A 15,733-nucleotide genomic window follows, 5' to 3' on the forward strand; every position below is an offset into this window, starting at 1 on the left:
AAGCAAAGAATGTTGGCATAAAAACCGCCAACATGTGTTCACAGGCGCACATGCGCTCACGACCAACACCGGACTTCCACACCCGACCACTGTGTTTTGCAGCGGCCAAAGAAGACTATCCCTCCTCACCCAAGCCCACCAGTTCACCACCGCCGCCGCGACTTGCAGGAAAAATCCGACGAGGTTGAAGGGCTTTGCGTCGCAGCATGCAGAAACAGAAAAGGGGCGAGAAGATTGAATCCTCTCGCCCCTTTTGACGTGAAATCGTCTCTACAACAACCGATCAATCATCCGGCATTTCCGGCGGCTTGGCTGGTTTCGCAGGCTTGGCGGGTTTGGCGTTCTTCGCGCCTTTTGCAGGTTCCGGGGTAGCAGCAACCGGCGCTTGAGCCGCAGCGGCCGCTTCTTTCTCGGCCATCGGCATGGCATCGATGGTGTCGAAGATCTTCTTCAAATCCACCGCTTTCGCCTCATCCCCCGAAGCCGAAAGTTTGGTCTCGCCGTCCTTGCCCACCAGGAACACTTTCGGATAGGCCCCAGCGCCCAGTTTCAGCGAGCGCAGCAGCGCCATGGTGTCTTGCTGGCCCATGTCCTTGCCGTCGAGCTGACCGGACATGTTGAGGATGGTGTAGACCTTGATGTTGCGGTCGGTGACGCCCTTTTTGTTGGCGGGATCCTCCAGCGACTTTTTCAGGGCTACCCACACGGGGTCGACGGTGCTTTGTGCGATCACGATCAGCGGTCGGGCGCGGCCCATGTCCCCGGCGATGGGCGAATCGTTGTCAGCGGCGAACAAGGGGCCGGCAATCGCCAGCAAGAGTGTCAGGGTCAATGACCTGATGAGCATGCGCATCTCCTTTTGATATCCACGCTCTAATGATTGCGCATCGTGGCGATTGTTCCGGGACAACCCGGCAAATATCTTCCGCCTAGTCAGAAGCTTAGGACAGGCGCGACATTGCGCAACATATCCGAGGTGATCGCAACGCGGATTTGATTACCTTTTATGACCGCATTAGGGTGGCAGTTCTGCCCATGAAATGGAGTTCACCCGTATGCACATCGATTACCTGTGCGATCACCCCGAATTGATTGAAGAACTGGCCACGCTCAACTTCGAGGAGTGGGGCGAGTTTCGTCCCGGACAAACCGTCGAGGACCGTATCGAACACATGCGCGAGTCCTGCGGCAAACGTGCCGTGCCGAGTGTGGTGGTTGCGCTTGAGGGTTCGCGACTGCTGGGCGGCGCGCTGCTGATCGAAAGTGATCTGAAGCTGCGCCCGAATCTGACGCCATGGCTGGCCGGGGTTTATGTGAAGGCTGAAGAACGCGGTCGCGGGATTGCTTCGCAACTGGTCAATCGAGTGGTTGAAGAAGCGGCGGCGCTCGGTGTGCCTGAGTTGTATCTGTACACCGACACGTCGCAGTCGCTGTATGCGCGACTGGGTTGGGAGGAGGTTGAAGAGCTGGTCTACGACGATTTGCCAGTGACGGTGATGAAATACGTCATTCAGCGTTAACCCGTGGTGAGGCGGCGCGCCGCAAGCTGTACCGCCTCACACCAGCGCTGAATCGAGCACCGAGAGCAATTGCGAAGGGTCGACAGGATGTCCCCCGAGCTTGAGTTCACCGCTGTCGAGTTCAACGCTCAACCTCACCGACGCCCGATCACCCGGGTACTTGCGCAGTACCAGATCGATGCCATTGGCCGTCTCGTCGGCGGTACTGAGCAAATCCCACAGGCTCTCGCTCAGATCCAGCAGCACTCGCTGGCGCTGCAAATCGACTACTCGCGGTGCGTACAGCCAATGGCTCATGCGCATCTCACGCGGTTCGACGGTGATCGCGAGGCGGCCATCGCAGTGGACAGTGGTTTCAGGCATGGCCGGATCAGAACGCCAGTTTGTAACCGATCAGCACCAGCATCGTCGCCAGGCACGGGCGCAGCACTTCATCGGAGATGCGTCCGGTCAGGTGGCTGCCGAGCCAGATGCCTGGCAACGAGCCGACCAGCAAGAAGCCCAGCACGCCCCAATCCATATTGCCCATGCTCGCGTGGCCGAGGCCTGCAACGAGGGTCAGCGGCACGGCGTGAGCGATTTCAGTGCCGACCAGGCGACGGGTCGGCAGCAGCGGATAAAGGATGAACAGCGCGACAGTGCCGAGGGCGCCTGCACCGATCGAGGTCAGGGCAACCATGGTGCCGAGGATCAGACCGGTGATCACGGTCATCACGTTCAGCCGTGAACCGCTCGGGTTGTAGTTGCCGCCGGCGCGTTTGTGGGCGAACTCGAGCAAGCGTTTCTTGAAGAAGATCGCCAGCGCCGTGGCGAACAGGACGAAGCCCAGCGCCTGTTTGATGATGGCGTTCATCGCGTCCGGCGCGGTGTGCAGGGTACTGAGGAACCACAGGGTCATGGCCACCGCCGGCACGCTGCCGAGGGTCAGCCAACCGGTGATGGCCCAGTCGATGTTTTTGTTTTTGCGGTGAACGAGGACGCCACTGGATTTGGTAATGGCGGCGTACAAAAGGTCAGTGCCCACCGCCGTTGCCGGGTTGATGCCGAACCACAGCAGGATCGGCGTCATCAACGAACCACCGCCGACACCGGTCATGCCGACGATAAACCCCACTACCAGCCCGGCAATCACCAGGCCGAAATTTGCCAATTCCATTAAACCGTCCAGAAAAACGACAGGAAAAATCTGGCCCGCAGCATAGCGATTTTTCTTATAACCACATATATCGATGCGGTCTATCGTTATGCCATAACGAACTCACCATCACTTTACTGTAGGAGTGAGCCTGCTCGCGATAGCGGTCTATCAGTGACGGATTCAGTGACTGACCCTCCGCTATCGCGAGCAGGCTCACTCCTACAGGGTTAGGTGGTGGATGCAGATTCAGTGCACCCTTCGGCCAGGTTTGAAGCTGTGGTTTTTGTTGACCCACACCGTGGCCAGCGCGATCAGCGACAAAATCAGCAACGCCCACGGAAACGACATCGCTCCGGCCCGATCCAGCAACAAGCCACCAAACAACCCGCCCCCGGCAATCGCTACGTTCCAGGACGTGGTGAGCATGGCTTGCACCACATCGACATGTTCACCGGCGGAGTCCGCCGCCGAGGTCAACAGCAAAGTGGCCGAGCCGCCAAACGACAAGCCCCACACCGCCATGCAGGCATAAATGATCAGAGGCGACGGCGCTGCCAATGCCAGAACCAATGCCGTCAGCGCAAACACCGCGAGGCTGATCAGCGTTAGCCAGCGCAACCAGCGATCCACCAGCATGCCGATGATCCAGATCCCCACCAGCGAACACAGGCCAAACACCAGCAGCACCAGATCGACCCGGTCAGCCAATCCGGCCTGCATCAGAAACGGCGCGATGTAGGTGTAGAGAATGTTGTGTCCGAGCATCCACGTCAGCACCACGAACAACACCGGTCGCACACCCGGCAGGCGCATCGATTCGAGCAGCGGCAGACGCTCGTCACTGGCCTGCCCCGGACGATCCGGCACGGCGATGACAATCCACGCCGCCAACACCAGAGCCAGCGCCGACATGATCCCGAACGACGCGCGCCAGCCGATCAGATTGCCCAGCCACGTCCCTGCCGGCGTGCCCAGTGATAACGCCACCGGTGTGCCGAGCATGGCAATCGCCAGCGCCCGCCCCTGTTGATGCACCGGCACGATGCCACGCGCATAACCGGCCATGATCCCCCACGACAACCCCGCCGCCATCCCGGCGAGGAAGCGCGAGGCCAGGGTCAGGCCGTAATGGCTGGAGAAGGTGGTGACGGTGTTGAACACCAGAAACCCGCCGACCGTCATCAATAAAACACGGCGTCGAGGCCAGCCGCGCGTGGCGACGGTCAGCGGAATCGCCGCGACAATCGAACCCAGTGCATACAGCGTCACCAGTTGCCCGGCGAGTACTTCGCTGACGTTGAGCCCGGCGCCGATTTGCGGCAGCAGCCCGGCGGGCAGGGTTTCGGTGAGGATGGCAATGAAACCGGTCATGGCGAACGCCAGCAACGCGGCATAGGGCAGTTTGTCCGCACGGGCGGTGCGGTCGACGCGGCTGAAATCGGCGCTGGCGGGGTCGGTCATGACGGGGGCGGCTCCTTTTGACTCAACTATGGCGGATGATTGTATACAACTTATCCCCGTGCCACGCCACCAACACCGTACGGACTGACAAAACACCGAATCCCTGTAGGAGCTGCCGAAGGCTGCGATCTTTTGACCTTATAAACAGCAAGATCAAAAGATCGCAGCCTTCGGCAGCTCCTACAGGGGAAAGGTGTTTGCAGACCATCGCGGTGGTTATTGCACCGGCAAGAAATTCAAAAACAACAAACTCTGCGCGTAGTTGAGGCCGATCCGCCGGTAACGCTCATCGAGCATCTGCGTGATCAGATCCAGTCGCGCAACGATTTTGCCGAACTCGGTGGCGAAGCTCAGGTTGCTGCCCTCCTCCGAGATCTCATTGGAAAACAGCAGCGGCTGACCTTCCTTGTTCTGCCGCTGGGACAAAATCCACGTGGCTTTTTCGATATTGCGTGCGGCGTTGTGAACGAACGTCGGGTTGATCGCGTCCGTCATATAGAACTCGGTGCGATTGCCGTGGGCGGTGACCAGCATGCTGCCGATGGCATAGATGAACGCGCCGACGCGGTCGCCGAGAAACTCCGGACTCATCGCATAGCTCAGCGCCGCCAGGTCCTTTCGGCCACCCAACACCGGCAGCGGCTGTTGCTGCTCTACGGCCATACGCACCTGCTTCACAGCGGCATGGATGTTGAGAAACCCTGACTTGCGCAGTTCTTCCGGGTTGCGCAAGTACAGCTTGCCCTGCAAGCGATAGAGGCTGCTGAGGTTGTCGCGCATCGCCAGCGTGGCCATGCGGTCGACGCTGGTCTGCAGGAACTCCTGCGGCTTCCCTTCACGCATCTGATTGAAGAAGCCGTTGCCGTCCTGGTGACTGCAACCGCTAAAAAACAGCGACGACAAACACGCCAGCAACAGGCACGGGCGGCGGAAAAAAGCAGTGATCAGGGCAAAAGCTCTCGGCATGAAATCTCGAACAGGCACATTCCTGTGCGGCGGGAGTCACCGCATCCTGGCCATGGATAGAGCCGCTGATTGGGAAAAAGTGCAGTGCGCCGAATGCCCGGTCGTCCTTCCACCTGCCACGACCTGCAATTTAGTCTGTCTTTATTGTTGAAATAAACGATTAATCAGCTATAAATTTTCACCTGATGAGTATTTAGTATGACTACTTTGTTTTTTCGGTGATTAACATACCGATAGAACGCCGCTTTCAAAAACAACAACAAAAAGGAAGGTCAACCATGCTTCAATCCCGTCACCTGCTCTCCGGCCTCGGACTGTCCCTGATGATCGCCACCCTCTCCGCCAACGCGGCCGGCCTCAGCGCCGAACACAAAGCCTTCGGCAAAACCAATGACGGCACGCCCGTCGAGCAATACATCCTGCGCAACAGCCACGGCATGCAAGCCACCGTCATCACCTACGGCGCGACCCTGCAATCGCTGAAAGTGGCGGACAAGCACGGCAAGTTCGACGACGTCGTGCTCGGTTTCGATGATGTGCAGGGCTACCAGAAAGGCACCGCCTACTTCGGCGCGACCATCGGCCGCTTCGGCAATCGCCTCGCCGAAGGTGCGTTCGAACTCGACGGCAAGCGCTATCAAGTGCCGCAGAACGACAAGACCAACGCGCTGCACGGCGGCACGCTGGGCTTCGACAAGAAAGTCTGGAAAGCCCAGGAAACCAAAGACAAGGACTCAGTCGGCGTGACCCTGACCTATCTGTCGGCGGACGGCGAAATGGGCTTCCCCGGCAACCTCACCACCGAAGTGACCTATAGCCTCACCGACAACAACGAACTGCGCATCGACTACAAGGCCAGCACCGACAAACCGACCGTGCTCAACTTGACCAACCACAGCTACTTCAACCTCGCCGGCGCCGGCAATGGCGACATTCTCAAACAGGTCGCCACCCTGCACGCCAGCCATTACACCCCGGTCACCGCCAAACTGATCCCGACCGGCGAACTGGCACCCGTGGCCGGCACACCGATGGACTTCAGCAAACCGACGGCGATCGGCACGCACATCAAGGCGGATCATCCGCAGCTGAAATTTGCCGAGCCGAAACAGGGTGGGTTCGATTTCAACTGGGCGCTGGATACCAAGGGCGATATCGGCAAAGTTGCGACTGAGGTGAGTGATCCGCAGTCCGGTCGTGTGCTGCAGTTGTTCACCACGGAGCCGGGTGTGCAGTTCTATACCAGCAACTTCCTCGACGGTACGGTCAAGGGCAAGGGTGGCAAGGTCTATCCGCACTGGGGCGCGTTTACCCTGGAGACTCAGCATTATCCGGATTCACCGAATCAGCCGGACTTCCCGAGTACTCGGCTTGATCCGGGGCAGACTTACAGCCACAGCGTGGTGTTGAAGTTCTCCGCTAAATAACCTCCAACGCTGATCGTTCCCACGCGCAGCAAAGGCATGCAGCCCGGGATGCTCTGCGTCCCTTCGAGAACTGGAACGCGGAGCGTCCCTAGAGGCATTCCGTTGCTGCGAGTGGGAACGATCAATCACCAAGGAGATTACAGACCCACACGCTCCAATCCCTGACGCATGCCTTGATCCGCCTGCTCGCACCATTGCTTGAGCGTCAGACTCGGCGGCAGATTGGCCTCCAGGGTTTTGTATTGACCATCGTCCAATACCTCACCCTTGCGACCATGGGCCTCGTTCTTATCGCCGTCGCTCTTGTCCATCTGCCCTGGAATACCAGCAACAAACGCCACCATTTTATTGGCGTTCGTAGCGCTTTCAGCTTTCAGGAAACCTTTGTCAACGCAATGGTTAATCAGACCGGACATGTTGCGCCCAGTGTCGTACATCCCTTTCAACGTAGCGGCGTCCGGTCCTTCTGCGTGAGCAACATTGACGGTGCCGAGAGCGGCGGTCAGTGCGAGGATCAAAGCGGTGTTCTTCATGTTTATTCCTTTAATGGATGAAGCCAGGTTGTTTACTTGCAGTATTCCTGAGGGCGAACGAAGAGCTCACCCTCGCGGATTCAACTGACCACCGCTCCTTTCGGGCCACTGGCAATCAGCGCGGCCCCGCAGGCGGTTTTCATGCCGTCCAGCGCGATGGGCGTTCCATCGACGGTGTAAGTGCTGCTGCCTTCGGCAATTGGAAAAATGCCTTTGCACAGAGGACAACTGACTTTGTGGCCAACCCCTGCGATGGGCTTGCCGTTGAGGTCAGTCTGGGAAAAGGCTTCGAGGACTTTGCCACCGTGAGTGGTGGAGTCGCCCAAGCGAATGGCGTCTTTCATGTTGTCATTCCTTCGACTACGAGGGTTGACTGCAGCCTCGATCAATTTCGCGTCTTTCGACCACCAATGGCAGAGAGTTTTATCAGAGGCAGGTTGCGTTTAATCAACCTTCAAAAACGTGGCCTGCCCCTGATATATTTCATAAATTTTTAGAGATTAAAAAGTGGCTATTCGGCTGCAATTTGACCGAGAGTCAACCTACACGCGGAAGGCCTCATTTAAGCCAACCTCTTCATCCTCGTCCCCATCTTCAAGACACCTGAAATTTCTTCCATTGAGTGCTGTTTTAAGTAGGGCGTACAGTTCTGCTGATTGGAAATTCACTTGGAGCCACAGGGATTCATCATCCCCATAAATGAGACGAGTATCGTAAGCCCCACTGCTATTCAACGAGTGATCCTTCAAATAAAGATCACCGTCGCCCGAGCGAACACAAGCACTACTAGCTTTAACAATGTCGATGACATGCTGAGCTGTAGAGTTGTCGTCAAACACCAATTTGTATTCATAACTCATGATCCGTGTGGTCTCCCTCGGACAGCTGGTAAATCGGCAGGATTACGAATGCCAATGTGAGTTTTATTAGGATCGGTGGAAACTTTACCCTCATCATCCAGTTGATGATTGGACGGATCCTGTTTATGGATGTGTGCATTGTTGCCAGATTTGTGAGGGCAGGCATTCAAGTTTCCGTACTTGTGAACCCTGACCTCTGAACCGTCTGCATGCTTCCAGGTTTCGTTAACCCCATTGTCTTTGGTTTTCGAAAATCCGGCGCTGTTCAACGTTCTACCGGCGCGAGGAATACTCGTACCTTTCATCCGAGGTAGATCAGAAGAGGCGGAAAGGCCAAGTGGATCAATCCACTCCAGCGGGTTAGGTACGTAATGATAAAGGTTCAGTCCACCAGCCAGCCCAATCGGGTCCTGTGAAATGAAACGCCCTACCTCAGAATCGTAGTATCGGTAGCGATTGTAATGCAGCCCCGTCTCATGATCGTGATACTGCCCCTGGAACCGTATCGGGTTCATCACGCCATGCTGCCGCGCCCATTCCGAACGCTGCTCCGTCACCTGCCCCCACGCCTTGTACTGCGCGGTCCACGCCATGTTGCCTTTGGAATCCGTCAATTCCTGCGGCGTGCCGAGGTGATCACACTGGTACCAGGCCAACGCATCAAACGGTAATGCCGTTGCCTCGTGATTCCACACCGGGTCTTCATCGAGGCTGTATTCACCACTGTAATCCGGCAGCCTAATCAGATCGATCGGCGCTTGCCGCACAGCCTGTGCCACAGGGACAAAAGTCCCCGGTTCGAAGACGTAGTGCACCGTGCGACCCGGTTCGCCATCGCTCTGCGCCGGGCTGCTTTCAAAGGCGAGGTTGTCACCATCCCAACCGTACAAGGTGAAACCGCAGCCGAGTTCGCGCTGTTTGCGCGCGTGTTCGTTTCTGTTCCAGAGGGAACCTGCTTCCGGGCGCTGTTTGTAGTGCGCGCGGGAATTTTTGTGCAGGCGGCGTCCCAGTGCGTCGTAGGCGAAATCAACGCTGAGGCGCGGGTCTTCGAAATGCACCAGTCGATCAAACAGATCCCAACGCAGGTCGCTGCGTTGGCCGTTGTGCCAGCGTTGGATCTGGTTGCCGCGGTCGTCGTAGTCGTAGTGGGTGCCGGCGTATTCGCGCAGCAGGTTGTCGACCAGTTTGCTGCGCGGCGGGGTCAGGTCGAGCGGGCGGCGAATTTCTGTCGCCTTGTCGTCGAGCAGGTTGCCGGCCGGGTCGAAGGCGAAGGTTTCCACGCCTTGACGTGTGGTAGCGCTGAGCAGTCGGCCGACGGGATCGTAACGATAGGCGAGCGGGCCACGACGGCTGTCGTTGATGTCGGTCAGTTGGCCGGCTGCGTCGTAGGTGTACTCGCGTTTGAGCAGTGTGGATTTGTCGTCGCTGCGTCCCAGCAACTGTTCCTGCAAACGACCGGCCGGGTCCCAGCTTTGGGTTTGCAGCAGGTGATTGCCTTGATGGCGGGCGACTTCGCGGTGCAGGTCGTCGCGTTCGTAGCCGATCAGTTCGTGTTCATCGAGGCGCAGGCCCAGCAGGTGGCCGCTGCCGTAAGTCAGCCAGCTGACGCGGTGGCCGTCGGGGCGCACGCTGGCGACTCGTTGGTTGAGCACGTCGTACTCGTGCTGCCAGATTGCGACGGTGGGCTTTTCCAGTCCGAGATAATGCTGGTGCTCGCGCAGCAGATTGCCGGCCGGGTCGTGGAACCATTGCAAGCGGCTGTCGGCGTTGTCGGCCAGCACCAGGTTGCCGTTGCCGTCATAGGCAAAGGTTTCGCTTTGCGACTGGTCGCCCAGAGTGGCGCGACGCTCGGTCAAGCGGCCCATCGGGTCGAAGCTCAACGAGATGACGCGTTGGCCATTGATCGATTGGGCGAGGCGTCCGGTGAGTGGGTCGTACTGATAGCGTGTGCTGCGGCCGTCGAAACCGCGTTCCTCGAGCAGACGACCGACCGGGTCGTAGTGGAAGTGCGCGCGTTGTTCGTTTTCGTTTTCCAGCGCCGTTAACCGTCCGAGCCGGTCCCAGCGATAGCGCAGGGTCTGCTCGGCAGCGTCGATGCGTTCGGCGATCAAACCGGCGGCGCTGTAGCTCCAAGTGGTGCAACGATCAAGTCCATCAACGTGCGCCAACAACCGACCTTCGGCATCACGATCAAAGCGCTCTTCGGTCTTGTCCGGGTGCTTGATCAGCACCGGTTGGCCGGCCTTGTATTCGTATTCGGTGGCGTTGCCGGCAGCGTCGGTGAAGCAGATCATCTGCCCCAGTTCGTTGTACTCCCAGGCGCTGGTTTTACCCGAGCAATCGACGTACTCGACCAGTTGCCCGGCATCGTTGTAGTCGAGGGTTTTTTCGTTGCCGTTGGCGTCCTTGATCGCGGTGGGCTGGCCGGATTTGTTGTAGGCGTATTCGGTTTTGTTGCCGAGCGGATCCAGCGCTTCAACCAGATTGCCTTGGTCGTCATAGGCGCGTTGCCACTGACCGCCCTCGGCATCGCTGATCTTGATCAGCAGATCCTGATCATCGTAGGCGTAATGCATCACCGTGTGGTCGGCGCGGATGTGTTCGAGCAAGTTGCTGCGTTCATCGTAGCTGTAGCGATCGGTGCTGCCGTCGGCATTGACACGGCGCACGATGTTTTTGGCCTCGTCGCGGAAGAACCATTCCGAACGCTCGTCGGCATAGCGAATGCGGTAGGTGTAGCCAAGGATGTCGTAGTAGTGCCAGGTCTCGTTGTCGAGGGCATCGGTGACGTAGGTCAGACGGATGTTTTCGTCCCATTCCAGACGCGTGTCGAAACTGCCGTCGTCGGCCCATTCGCTCACGGCTTTGGCCTTGGCGCTCTGGCCATCCCACTGCAGATTCATGCCGCGCCCGGTGCGGTCGGTGTAGCGGGTGATCAGGTGATGCTGGAATTGATACGACCAGACGGCGCCGTTCTCGTCCTGCGCCTGAATCAGGTCGCCATAGGCGTCGTACTGGTAGGCGCAGAGCTGACGCAGCGGTTCGCCGTCAACGATCTGCCAAAGGCCGATAAACCGGCCGTGATCGTCGATCATCGTGCCGAGGTGCAAATGGACTTTGGTGTAGTCGTTTTCCTGATAGGTGATCAGGTCGGAGAGCACCGAGTGTTCGCCGTGACGATGCTCGTAATGCAGCATCACTCCGGCGCCGTTGCGCAGCGAAATGTTACTCAGCACAAAGCGCTGGCCACGGCGGACGTAGGTTTCCTTGCGTTCGAAACCACGGCACAGCAACAACTGATCTTCGCTTTTGCGGACCAGGGTGATGTTTTCAATGGCGTCGTAGTGGAACAGGCCGACCTTTGGCAGTGGGTAGCTGTGGTCGCGGCCGTCAGCGCCGTAGAACGTTAGGCCATCGTCCACGCAGTCAAAACGCGTGGTGAATTCACTGATCCAGCGCGCGCCGAGTTCGCTCTGATCGTAGGCGTCGAGGCGGGAGTTGTAGGTGCGCGTCCATTCGATCGGGAAGGGGCCGGGCAGGCTGAAATCGGTATGGCTGAGGCTTTCAGAGCCTATGGCGAAATTGATACTGCGCCCCGTGCTGGCGCAGGCGCAGTTTTTTTTCGGCTCGGGTGCGTGAGTCGCCGAAGCCTGTTGGCCGTTAGAGGCCAACTGCCCCTCGGATGCCGTACGCTTCGCCTGACCGGTCTTGTCCGGGTGGACCGCGGCGTTCTGCCCATGGGCATTGCGCTTGCGCCACAAGGTCACGGCACTGGAGAGGATCAGCAGCAACCAGCCGATCGAGTTCTGCACCGACTCAACGTCGAGCTTGCTCAACTGCGTGCGCAACTCCGGCCCCATCGCCCGCAGTTTTTTGGTTTCGTCGGAAACGGTTTTTTTGAAGTCATCGGGAACGAGGTTTTGCGCCACGCTGTTGGCCAGACCTTTGCCTGCCGACTTCAGAGCACTGTTGGCAGCCCCAAAAACATTGCTGAATGACGCCAGCGGATCATTCTTGAATTGATCGGCTGCGGCGCTCGCCTGGGCGCTGGCTGCATTCAAATCACCTTTGGCATCCAGATTGCCGAACGCCACCGCTTCGATGCCTATTGCAATCTGATCAATGATTTCTTCGCCGAGCTTGCCAGCGTCCGCCAAAATGCCCGGTAACTTGCCTTTGGCTTGCTCAACAAAATCATCAAGCGTGCCGATAATCGAGGCGTTCAGGTGACCGACCAGCACCTCGATCACGGAAGTGCTGAGCAACACCTTGCTGCTGGCCCTCATTTCCTGACGCACCAGAAACAGCGTCGGGCGCAGGGTCATCCGCGCCGCGGCCATCGACGGCGGCAACGGCAAGACGCCGATCAGGTTGATGCCAAGACTGGCCCAAGCGAGCAAGTCGCGTTGCTTGGCGTTCGACAGGGTGACGATGTCACCCAGCGCATCGACCAGCGCCATGATGTTGCCCACCACCGGCAGGAAGCCGGCGTAGTTCTTGATTCGATCAAGCGTGACCACGCCATCCGTAGCCGATTGCAGCCAAGCATCGAAGGTTGCCGCACTGCTGGCGACGTCCTGAATGTCGATGGCATTGAGTGGAACGATGGCAACCTGAGGTTCACGTTTTACAGCAGCTACTTCATTAGTCATGACAGCATCTCACCCGCCAACAGGCCCGGGGTTTTCAAGGAAGGTTTTGGCAGACTCGGTGCAGGCAGGCTCGGCAACTTGCCCGCCTTGCTCGCCGCCCCTAGAAGCCCCGAAGCACTCGGCATTGAGGCACTGGCAAGTTTCGGCAACCCGGCCACCCCGCCCTGCACAACACCCTTCACCTGCTGCGCTGTTTGCATCGCACCTTGCGCCGTCTGCATCGCACTCATCCCTGTTTGCGCCATGTCCTTGCCCTTCTCCAACATCTCCCAGCTCTTGCTCGGCAACACCTGCGCGACCATGGCTTGCACCTGACTTGGCACGTCTTCGGCACCCGGTGGATTCAACGGCCATTCCGGCTTGCCGATGTAACTGCCATCGCTCCAGGTATCCGCCGGATCCTTGCCGAACAGCACTTGCGCCGGCCCCGGTGCGGCGCCGGCGACGCTGGCGAAACCCTTGCCGTCGAGCTTGCCCTTGATGCTTTTGCCCAGCGCATCGATGACTTCGTAATCGCCCTCTTTGATGCCTTGTCGCCCGGCGTACTGGTTGAACAATTCCAGATTGCCCTTGCCCGGTTTCGGCGGTTCCGGGAACACCCCAGCGAGACTTTTCGCGCCGGTGTAGGCGAAGTTCGCCGCGTGCGCGGTGTAAGGGCCGCTGGTGGCGTGGGTGATGCCGCCGGCGTTGTAGGTGGTGGCGCTGCCACCGCCCTGAATCACCAGTTCGGTTTTCGCGGTGATGGTGATGCGGTCGGCGTTGGCGGTGATGTTGAGTTTGGCCAGCAGGTTGATGCTGTCCTTCAGTGCGCGCACGTCGATGTCGCCGGACGCTGCGACAAGCCGCCAGCCCATGCTCTGCACGAACAGGCGCATGCCTCGACTGGCGCTGGCGAGCAGGCGTTTGCCGATCGACAGACTGGTGTGGCCGGTGCTGCTCAGCGCCAGGTGTTCGCCGGTGGCGATGTGGCTGGAGCGCGGCGTGGTCAGGGCAATACCAGCCGGGCTGGCGAGGACCAGATGCGGCTCGGTGAACTCGGGGAATTCGTTGGCGGTGAGGTTGGCCGGGCCGCTGCCGAGCACGCCTTGATGCTGGGCGTGCAGCGCTTTGGCGACGTCGTCCTGATCGCCAGCTTCCTGGGCTTGCAACTCTTTGGCTTGCACGGCAAAACCGTCTTGCTGATCGCTGGCGGTGGCCAAGCGTTCAGCGGTTTCCGGCAGATCTTTGTGGTGCTTGGATTCGTTCGGCCGTGGTTCGGTGGTGATCAGCAAACCAGCGGCCGCACGCACCGCACCGTGGCGGTCGGTTCTAAGTTCAAAACCTTCACCACGCGGCTGACCACCGCTCGGGCGCGGATGGGTCAGATAACCCAGGTTGATCGCACTCGCACCATGATCACTGCGCAGCGCGATGCTGATCTCGCTGGTGGTGTCGTCGATGCGCAGTTCGTTGGCGCGGCTGCCCTTGTATTCCTTGCTCTTGACCGTGGCCAGGGTCTTGAAATCCGGCAGTTTGTACGGCGGCAGATTGGCGCCGTGGTACAGGCAGCCGGTGATCAGCGGCTGATCGGGATCGCCCTCAAGAAAGGTGATCAACACCTCCATGCCGACCCGTGGAATATTGATCGAACCAAAGGTCTCGGCCGCCCAGCTCGATGCGACACGCATCCAGCAACTGGTCATGTCGTCGTGCTTGCCTTCGCGATCCCAGAAGAACTGCACCTTCACGCGGCCGTACTGGTCGCAGTAAATCTCTTCGCCCTCAGGGCCGCAGACCACCGCACTTTGCGTGCCGAGGACTTTCGGTTTCGGGTGATCGAGCGGCGGACGGTACGGCACATCCCACGGGATCGCGCTGAAGCGGTTGCGATAGCCCTGGTGGAAATCGTCCTTGAGGTCGGTGGTGTCGCTGGTCACCGACTCTTCGAGCACTTGCGGCTGCTTGCCTTCGTGGAAGATTTCGGTGAGCAGCCACAGGTCGTTCCAGGTCGAATTGGCGTGGTCGGTCAGGGCGAGGAAATGCCCGCTGACCAGAATCGGCTGATCGCTGTTGCCCTCGGCCAGACGATAGTCGCTGCGATGACGTTCCAGTGCGCGATTGGCCAGATGCTTGCCACGCTCGCGATCGACGAAACGGCCCGGGTAATCGTAGTCCTCGAGGTCCGGTTGCGCGCTGCTTTTGGCGTCGCTCTCCAGCTCGATTTTCGGTTTGACGAAGTCGTAATCGCGACGCGTGGTGCGGCTGGTGCGCGTGGCCAGACGCAGGCCGAAACGCTTGACCACCGGTTTGTCGGCAACCAGTCCGGAGTCCTGCTGATAGGCCACCGGCGCCAATTTCGGGAACACCGTCTGGTCATCACCGAATGTCAGCTTGTGGCCGCTGGACGTGTGCTGGAAGTGGTAGTGAATACCTTCTTCCTCGCACAGCCGCTGGATGAAATCCAGGTCCGACTCGTCGTACTGCACGCAGTAGATCCGTTCCGGATAAATCGCGCTGAGCTGGAAGTGGTAATCGCTGGCGAGGATGCCGTGTTCTTCCAGCACCTGGCTGATGATCTGCTGCACGGTCATCTGCTGGAAAATGCGCTGATTGACTCGATGCGCGAGGTACGCCAGTTGCGGGCGCAGGGAGATTTTGTAGCGGGTCAGACGCTTGCCCGCCTCGCCCTGGGCGATGCTGTAGACCAGCCCGTGGATGCCCGTACCGGTTGGCGACAGCTGAAGAAACGCCAGTTTGTGCAGCACGCTTTCGAGGTTGATCGAGGCCTTTTCACTGACCAGTTCCAGCTCGAATTCGAATGGCGTGTTAAGGGCCTCACGACCGGTGAACGACAGCACTTGAAAGTCGCTGTCGATGCCATCGACGGTCAGATTGAAATGAGGCTGGTTGGCCGGTGAGAACATCCCTTGTTCCTCGCGCAGTGCTGCGACGCGCAACAGCCCTCAAGGGGCTATTGGCAAAAAATTCTTTAGAAGTGAATCCGCCCCGACCAGTCATGCCGATCGGGGCGGTACAACCATCAGCCGTAATTAAACGACTGGAGCACGCCAGTCATCGGAACCCGAAGTACCGGACACTTCGTGGGTCCAGGTGATTTTGCGGTAGGTGAACTGCACTTCTTCCAGGTGGGTGAAGTGCGCGTTGCCTGGATCCTGACAGTTGTGCATTTTGTTGTT

Annotated in this window: 12 protein-coding genes and 1 pseudogene; 2 read left to right on the plus strand and 11 right to left on the minus strand. The window is 58.9% G+C overall.

Going from position 1 to position 15,733, the window contains the following annotated elements; translation table 11 throughout:
* Positions 1 to 283: 283 nt before the first annotated feature.
* Positions 284 to 847, minus strand: a complete 564-nt coding sequence (locus M5G26_RS15055) for a DUF4174 domain-containing protein (protein ID WP_141130124.1) — start codon at positions 845 to 847, stop codon at positions 284 to 286.
* Positions 848 to 1,055: 208 nt separating this feature from the next.
* Here M5G26_RS15055 and M5G26_RS15060 point away from each other — a divergent pair, with 208 nt between their 5' ends.
* Positions 1,056 to 1,520 carry a GNAT family N-acetyltransferase gene (locus M5G26_RS15060; RefSeq protein ID WP_273915841.1) on the plus strand — a complete coding sequence of 155 codons (465 nt, stop codon included), beginning with the start codon at positions 1,056 to 1,058 and terminating at the stop codon, positions 1,518 to 1,520.
* Between the two features lie 36 nt (positions 1,521 to 1,556).
* On the opposite strand, the gene M5G26_RS15065 is transcribed toward M5G26_RS15060, so the two are convergent.
* The 4 genes from M5G26_RS15065 to M5G26_RS15080 all read right to left on the minus strand — a co-directional run bounded on the left by M5G26_RS15065 (position 1,557) and on the right by M5G26_RS15080 (position 5,085).
* Positions 1,557 to 1,883 carry a hypothetical protein gene (locus tag M5G26_RS15065; protein ID WP_273915842.1) on the minus strand — a complete coding sequence of 109 codons (327 nt, stop codon included), beginning with the start codon at positions 1,881 to 1,883 and terminating at the stop codon, positions 1,557 to 1,559.
* Between the two features lie 7 nt (positions 1,884 to 1,890).
* Complete coding sequence (locus M5G26_RS15070) at positions 1,891 to 2,676, minus strand: sulfite exporter TauE/SafE family protein (RefSeq protein ID WP_007918673.1); 786 nt, start codon at positions 2,674 to 2,676, stop codon at positions 1,891 to 1,893.
* Between the two features lie 228 nt (positions 2,677 to 2,904).
* Positions 2,905 to 4,119, minus strand: coding sequence for an MFS transporter (locus M5G26_RS15075; protein ID WP_273915843.1), 1,215 nt, complete (start codon positions 4,117 to 4,119; stop codon positions 2,905 to 2,907).
* Positions 4,120 to 4,335: 216 nt separating this feature from the next.
* Positions 4,336 to 5,085 carry a hypothetical protein gene (locus M5G26_RS15080; RefSeq protein WP_273915844.1) on the minus strand — a complete coding sequence of 250 codons (750 nt, stop codon included), beginning with the start codon at positions 5,083 to 5,085 and terminating at the stop codon, positions 4,336 to 4,338.
* A gap of 278 nt (positions 5,086 to 5,363) precedes the next feature.
* On the opposite strand from M5G26_RS15080, the gene M5G26_RS15085 reads away from it, so the two are divergent.
* Positions 5,364 to 6,512 (plus strand): aldose epimerase family protein, encoded by a 1,149-nt coding sequence (locus tag M5G26_RS15085; protein ID WP_273915845.1) that lies wholly within the window; start codon positions 5,364 to 5,366, stop codon positions 6,510 to 6,512.
* Between the two features lie 137 nt (positions 6,513 to 6,649).
* Here the strand turns inward: M5G26_RS15085 and M5G26_RS15090 are convergent, their stop codons facing one another.
* The 6 genes and pseudogenes from M5G26_RS15090 to M5G26_RS15115 form a co-directional block, all read right to left on the minus strand.
* Positions 6,650 to 7,045 carry a hypothetical protein gene (locus M5G26_RS15090; protein ID WP_007918678.1) on the minus strand — a complete coding sequence of 132 codons (396 nt, stop codon included), beginning with the start codon at positions 7,043 to 7,045 and terminating at the stop codon, positions 6,650 to 6,652.
* Between the two features lie 80 nt (positions 7,046 to 7,125).
* Complete coding sequence (locus M5G26_RS15095) at positions 7,126 to 7,389, minus strand: PAAR domain-containing protein (RefSeq protein ID WP_007918680.1); 264 nt, start codon at positions 7,387 to 7,389, stop codon at positions 7,126 to 7,128.
* A gap of 198 nt (positions 7,390 to 7,587) precedes the next feature.
* Complete coding sequence (locus M5G26_RS15100) at positions 7,588 to 7,905, minus strand: hypothetical protein (RefSeq protein ID WP_150693835.1); 318 nt, start codon at positions 7,903 to 7,905, stop codon at positions 7,588 to 7,590.
* Positions 7,902 to 12,557, minus strand: a complete 4,656-nt coding sequence (locus M5G26_RS15105) for an RHS repeat-associated core domain-containing protein (protein ID WP_273915846.1) — start codon at positions 12,555 to 12,557, stop codon at positions 7,902 to 7,904. Before M5G26_RS15105 ends, M5G26_RS15100 begins: the two co-directional genes overlap by 4 nt.
* Entirely contained in the window at positions 12,554 to 15,460 is a 2,907-nt protein-coding gene (locus tag M5G26_RS15110) for a type VI secretion system Vgr family protein (protein ID WP_273915847.1), read from the minus strand. The genes M5G26_RS15105 and M5G26_RS15110 overlap by 4 nt, the downstream gene beginning before the upstream one ends.
* Positions 15,461 to 15,586: 126 nt before the next feature.
* Positions 15,587 to 15,733 (minus strand): annotated as a pseudogene (locus tag M5G26_RS15115) (Hcp family type VI secretion system effector); the annotation flags it as partial.

The organism is Pseudomonas sp. TNT2022 ID642 (assembly GCF_028656995.1).
In the GTDB taxonomy this organism is placed as follows: Bacteria; Pseudomonadota; Gammaproteobacteria; order Pseudomonadales; family Pseudomonadaceae; genus Aquipseudomonas.

Coding starts and splice junctions, on each gene's coding strand:
- M5G26_RS15100 (WP_150693835.1), bottom strand. CDS start 7,905: ATGAGTTATGAATACAAATTGGTGTTTGACGACAACTCTACAGCTCAG.
- M5G26_RS15075 (WP_273915843.1), bottom strand. CDS start 4,119: ATGACCGACCCCGCCAGCGCCGATTTCAGCCGCGTCGACCGCACCGCC.
- M5G26_RS15055 (WP_141130124.1), bottom strand. CDS start 847: ATGCTCATCAGGTCATTGACCCTGACACTCTTGCTGGCGATTGCCGGC.
- M5G26_RS15065 (WP_273915842.1), bottom strand. CDS start 1,883: ATGCCTGAAACCACTGTCCACTGCGATGGCCGCCTCGCGATCACCGTC.
- M5G26_RS15095 (WP_007918680.1), bottom strand. CDS start 7,389: ATGAAAGACGCCATTCGCTTGGGCGACTCCACCACTCACGGTGGCAAA.
- M5G26_RS15080 (WP_273915844.1), bottom strand. CDS start 5,085: ATGCCGAGAGCTTTTGCCCTGATCACTGCTTTTTTCCGCCGCCCGTGC.
- M5G26_RS15070 (WP_007918673.1), bottom strand. CDS start 2,676: ATGGAATTGGCAAATTTCGGCCTGGTGATTGCCGGGCTGGTAGTGGGG.
- M5G26_RS15060 (WP_273915841.1), top strand. CDS start 1,056: ATGCACATCGATTACCTGTGCGATCACCCCGAATTGATTGAAGAACTG.
- M5G26_RS15105 (WP_273915846.1), bottom strand. CDS start 12,557: ATGACTAATGAAGTAGCTGCTGTAAAACGTGAACCTCAGGTTGCCATC.
- M5G26_RS15085 (WP_273915845.1), top strand. CDS start 5,364: ATGCTTCAATCCCGTCACCTGCTCTCCGGCCTCGGACTGTCCCTGATG.
- M5G26_RS15110 (WP_273915847.1), bottom strand. CDS start 15,460: ATGTTCTCACCGGCCAACCAGCCTCATTTCAATCTGACCGTCGATGGC.
- M5G26_RS15090 (WP_007918678.1), bottom strand. CDS start 7,045: ATGAAGAACACCGCTTTGATCCTCGCACTGACCGCCGCTCTCGGCACC.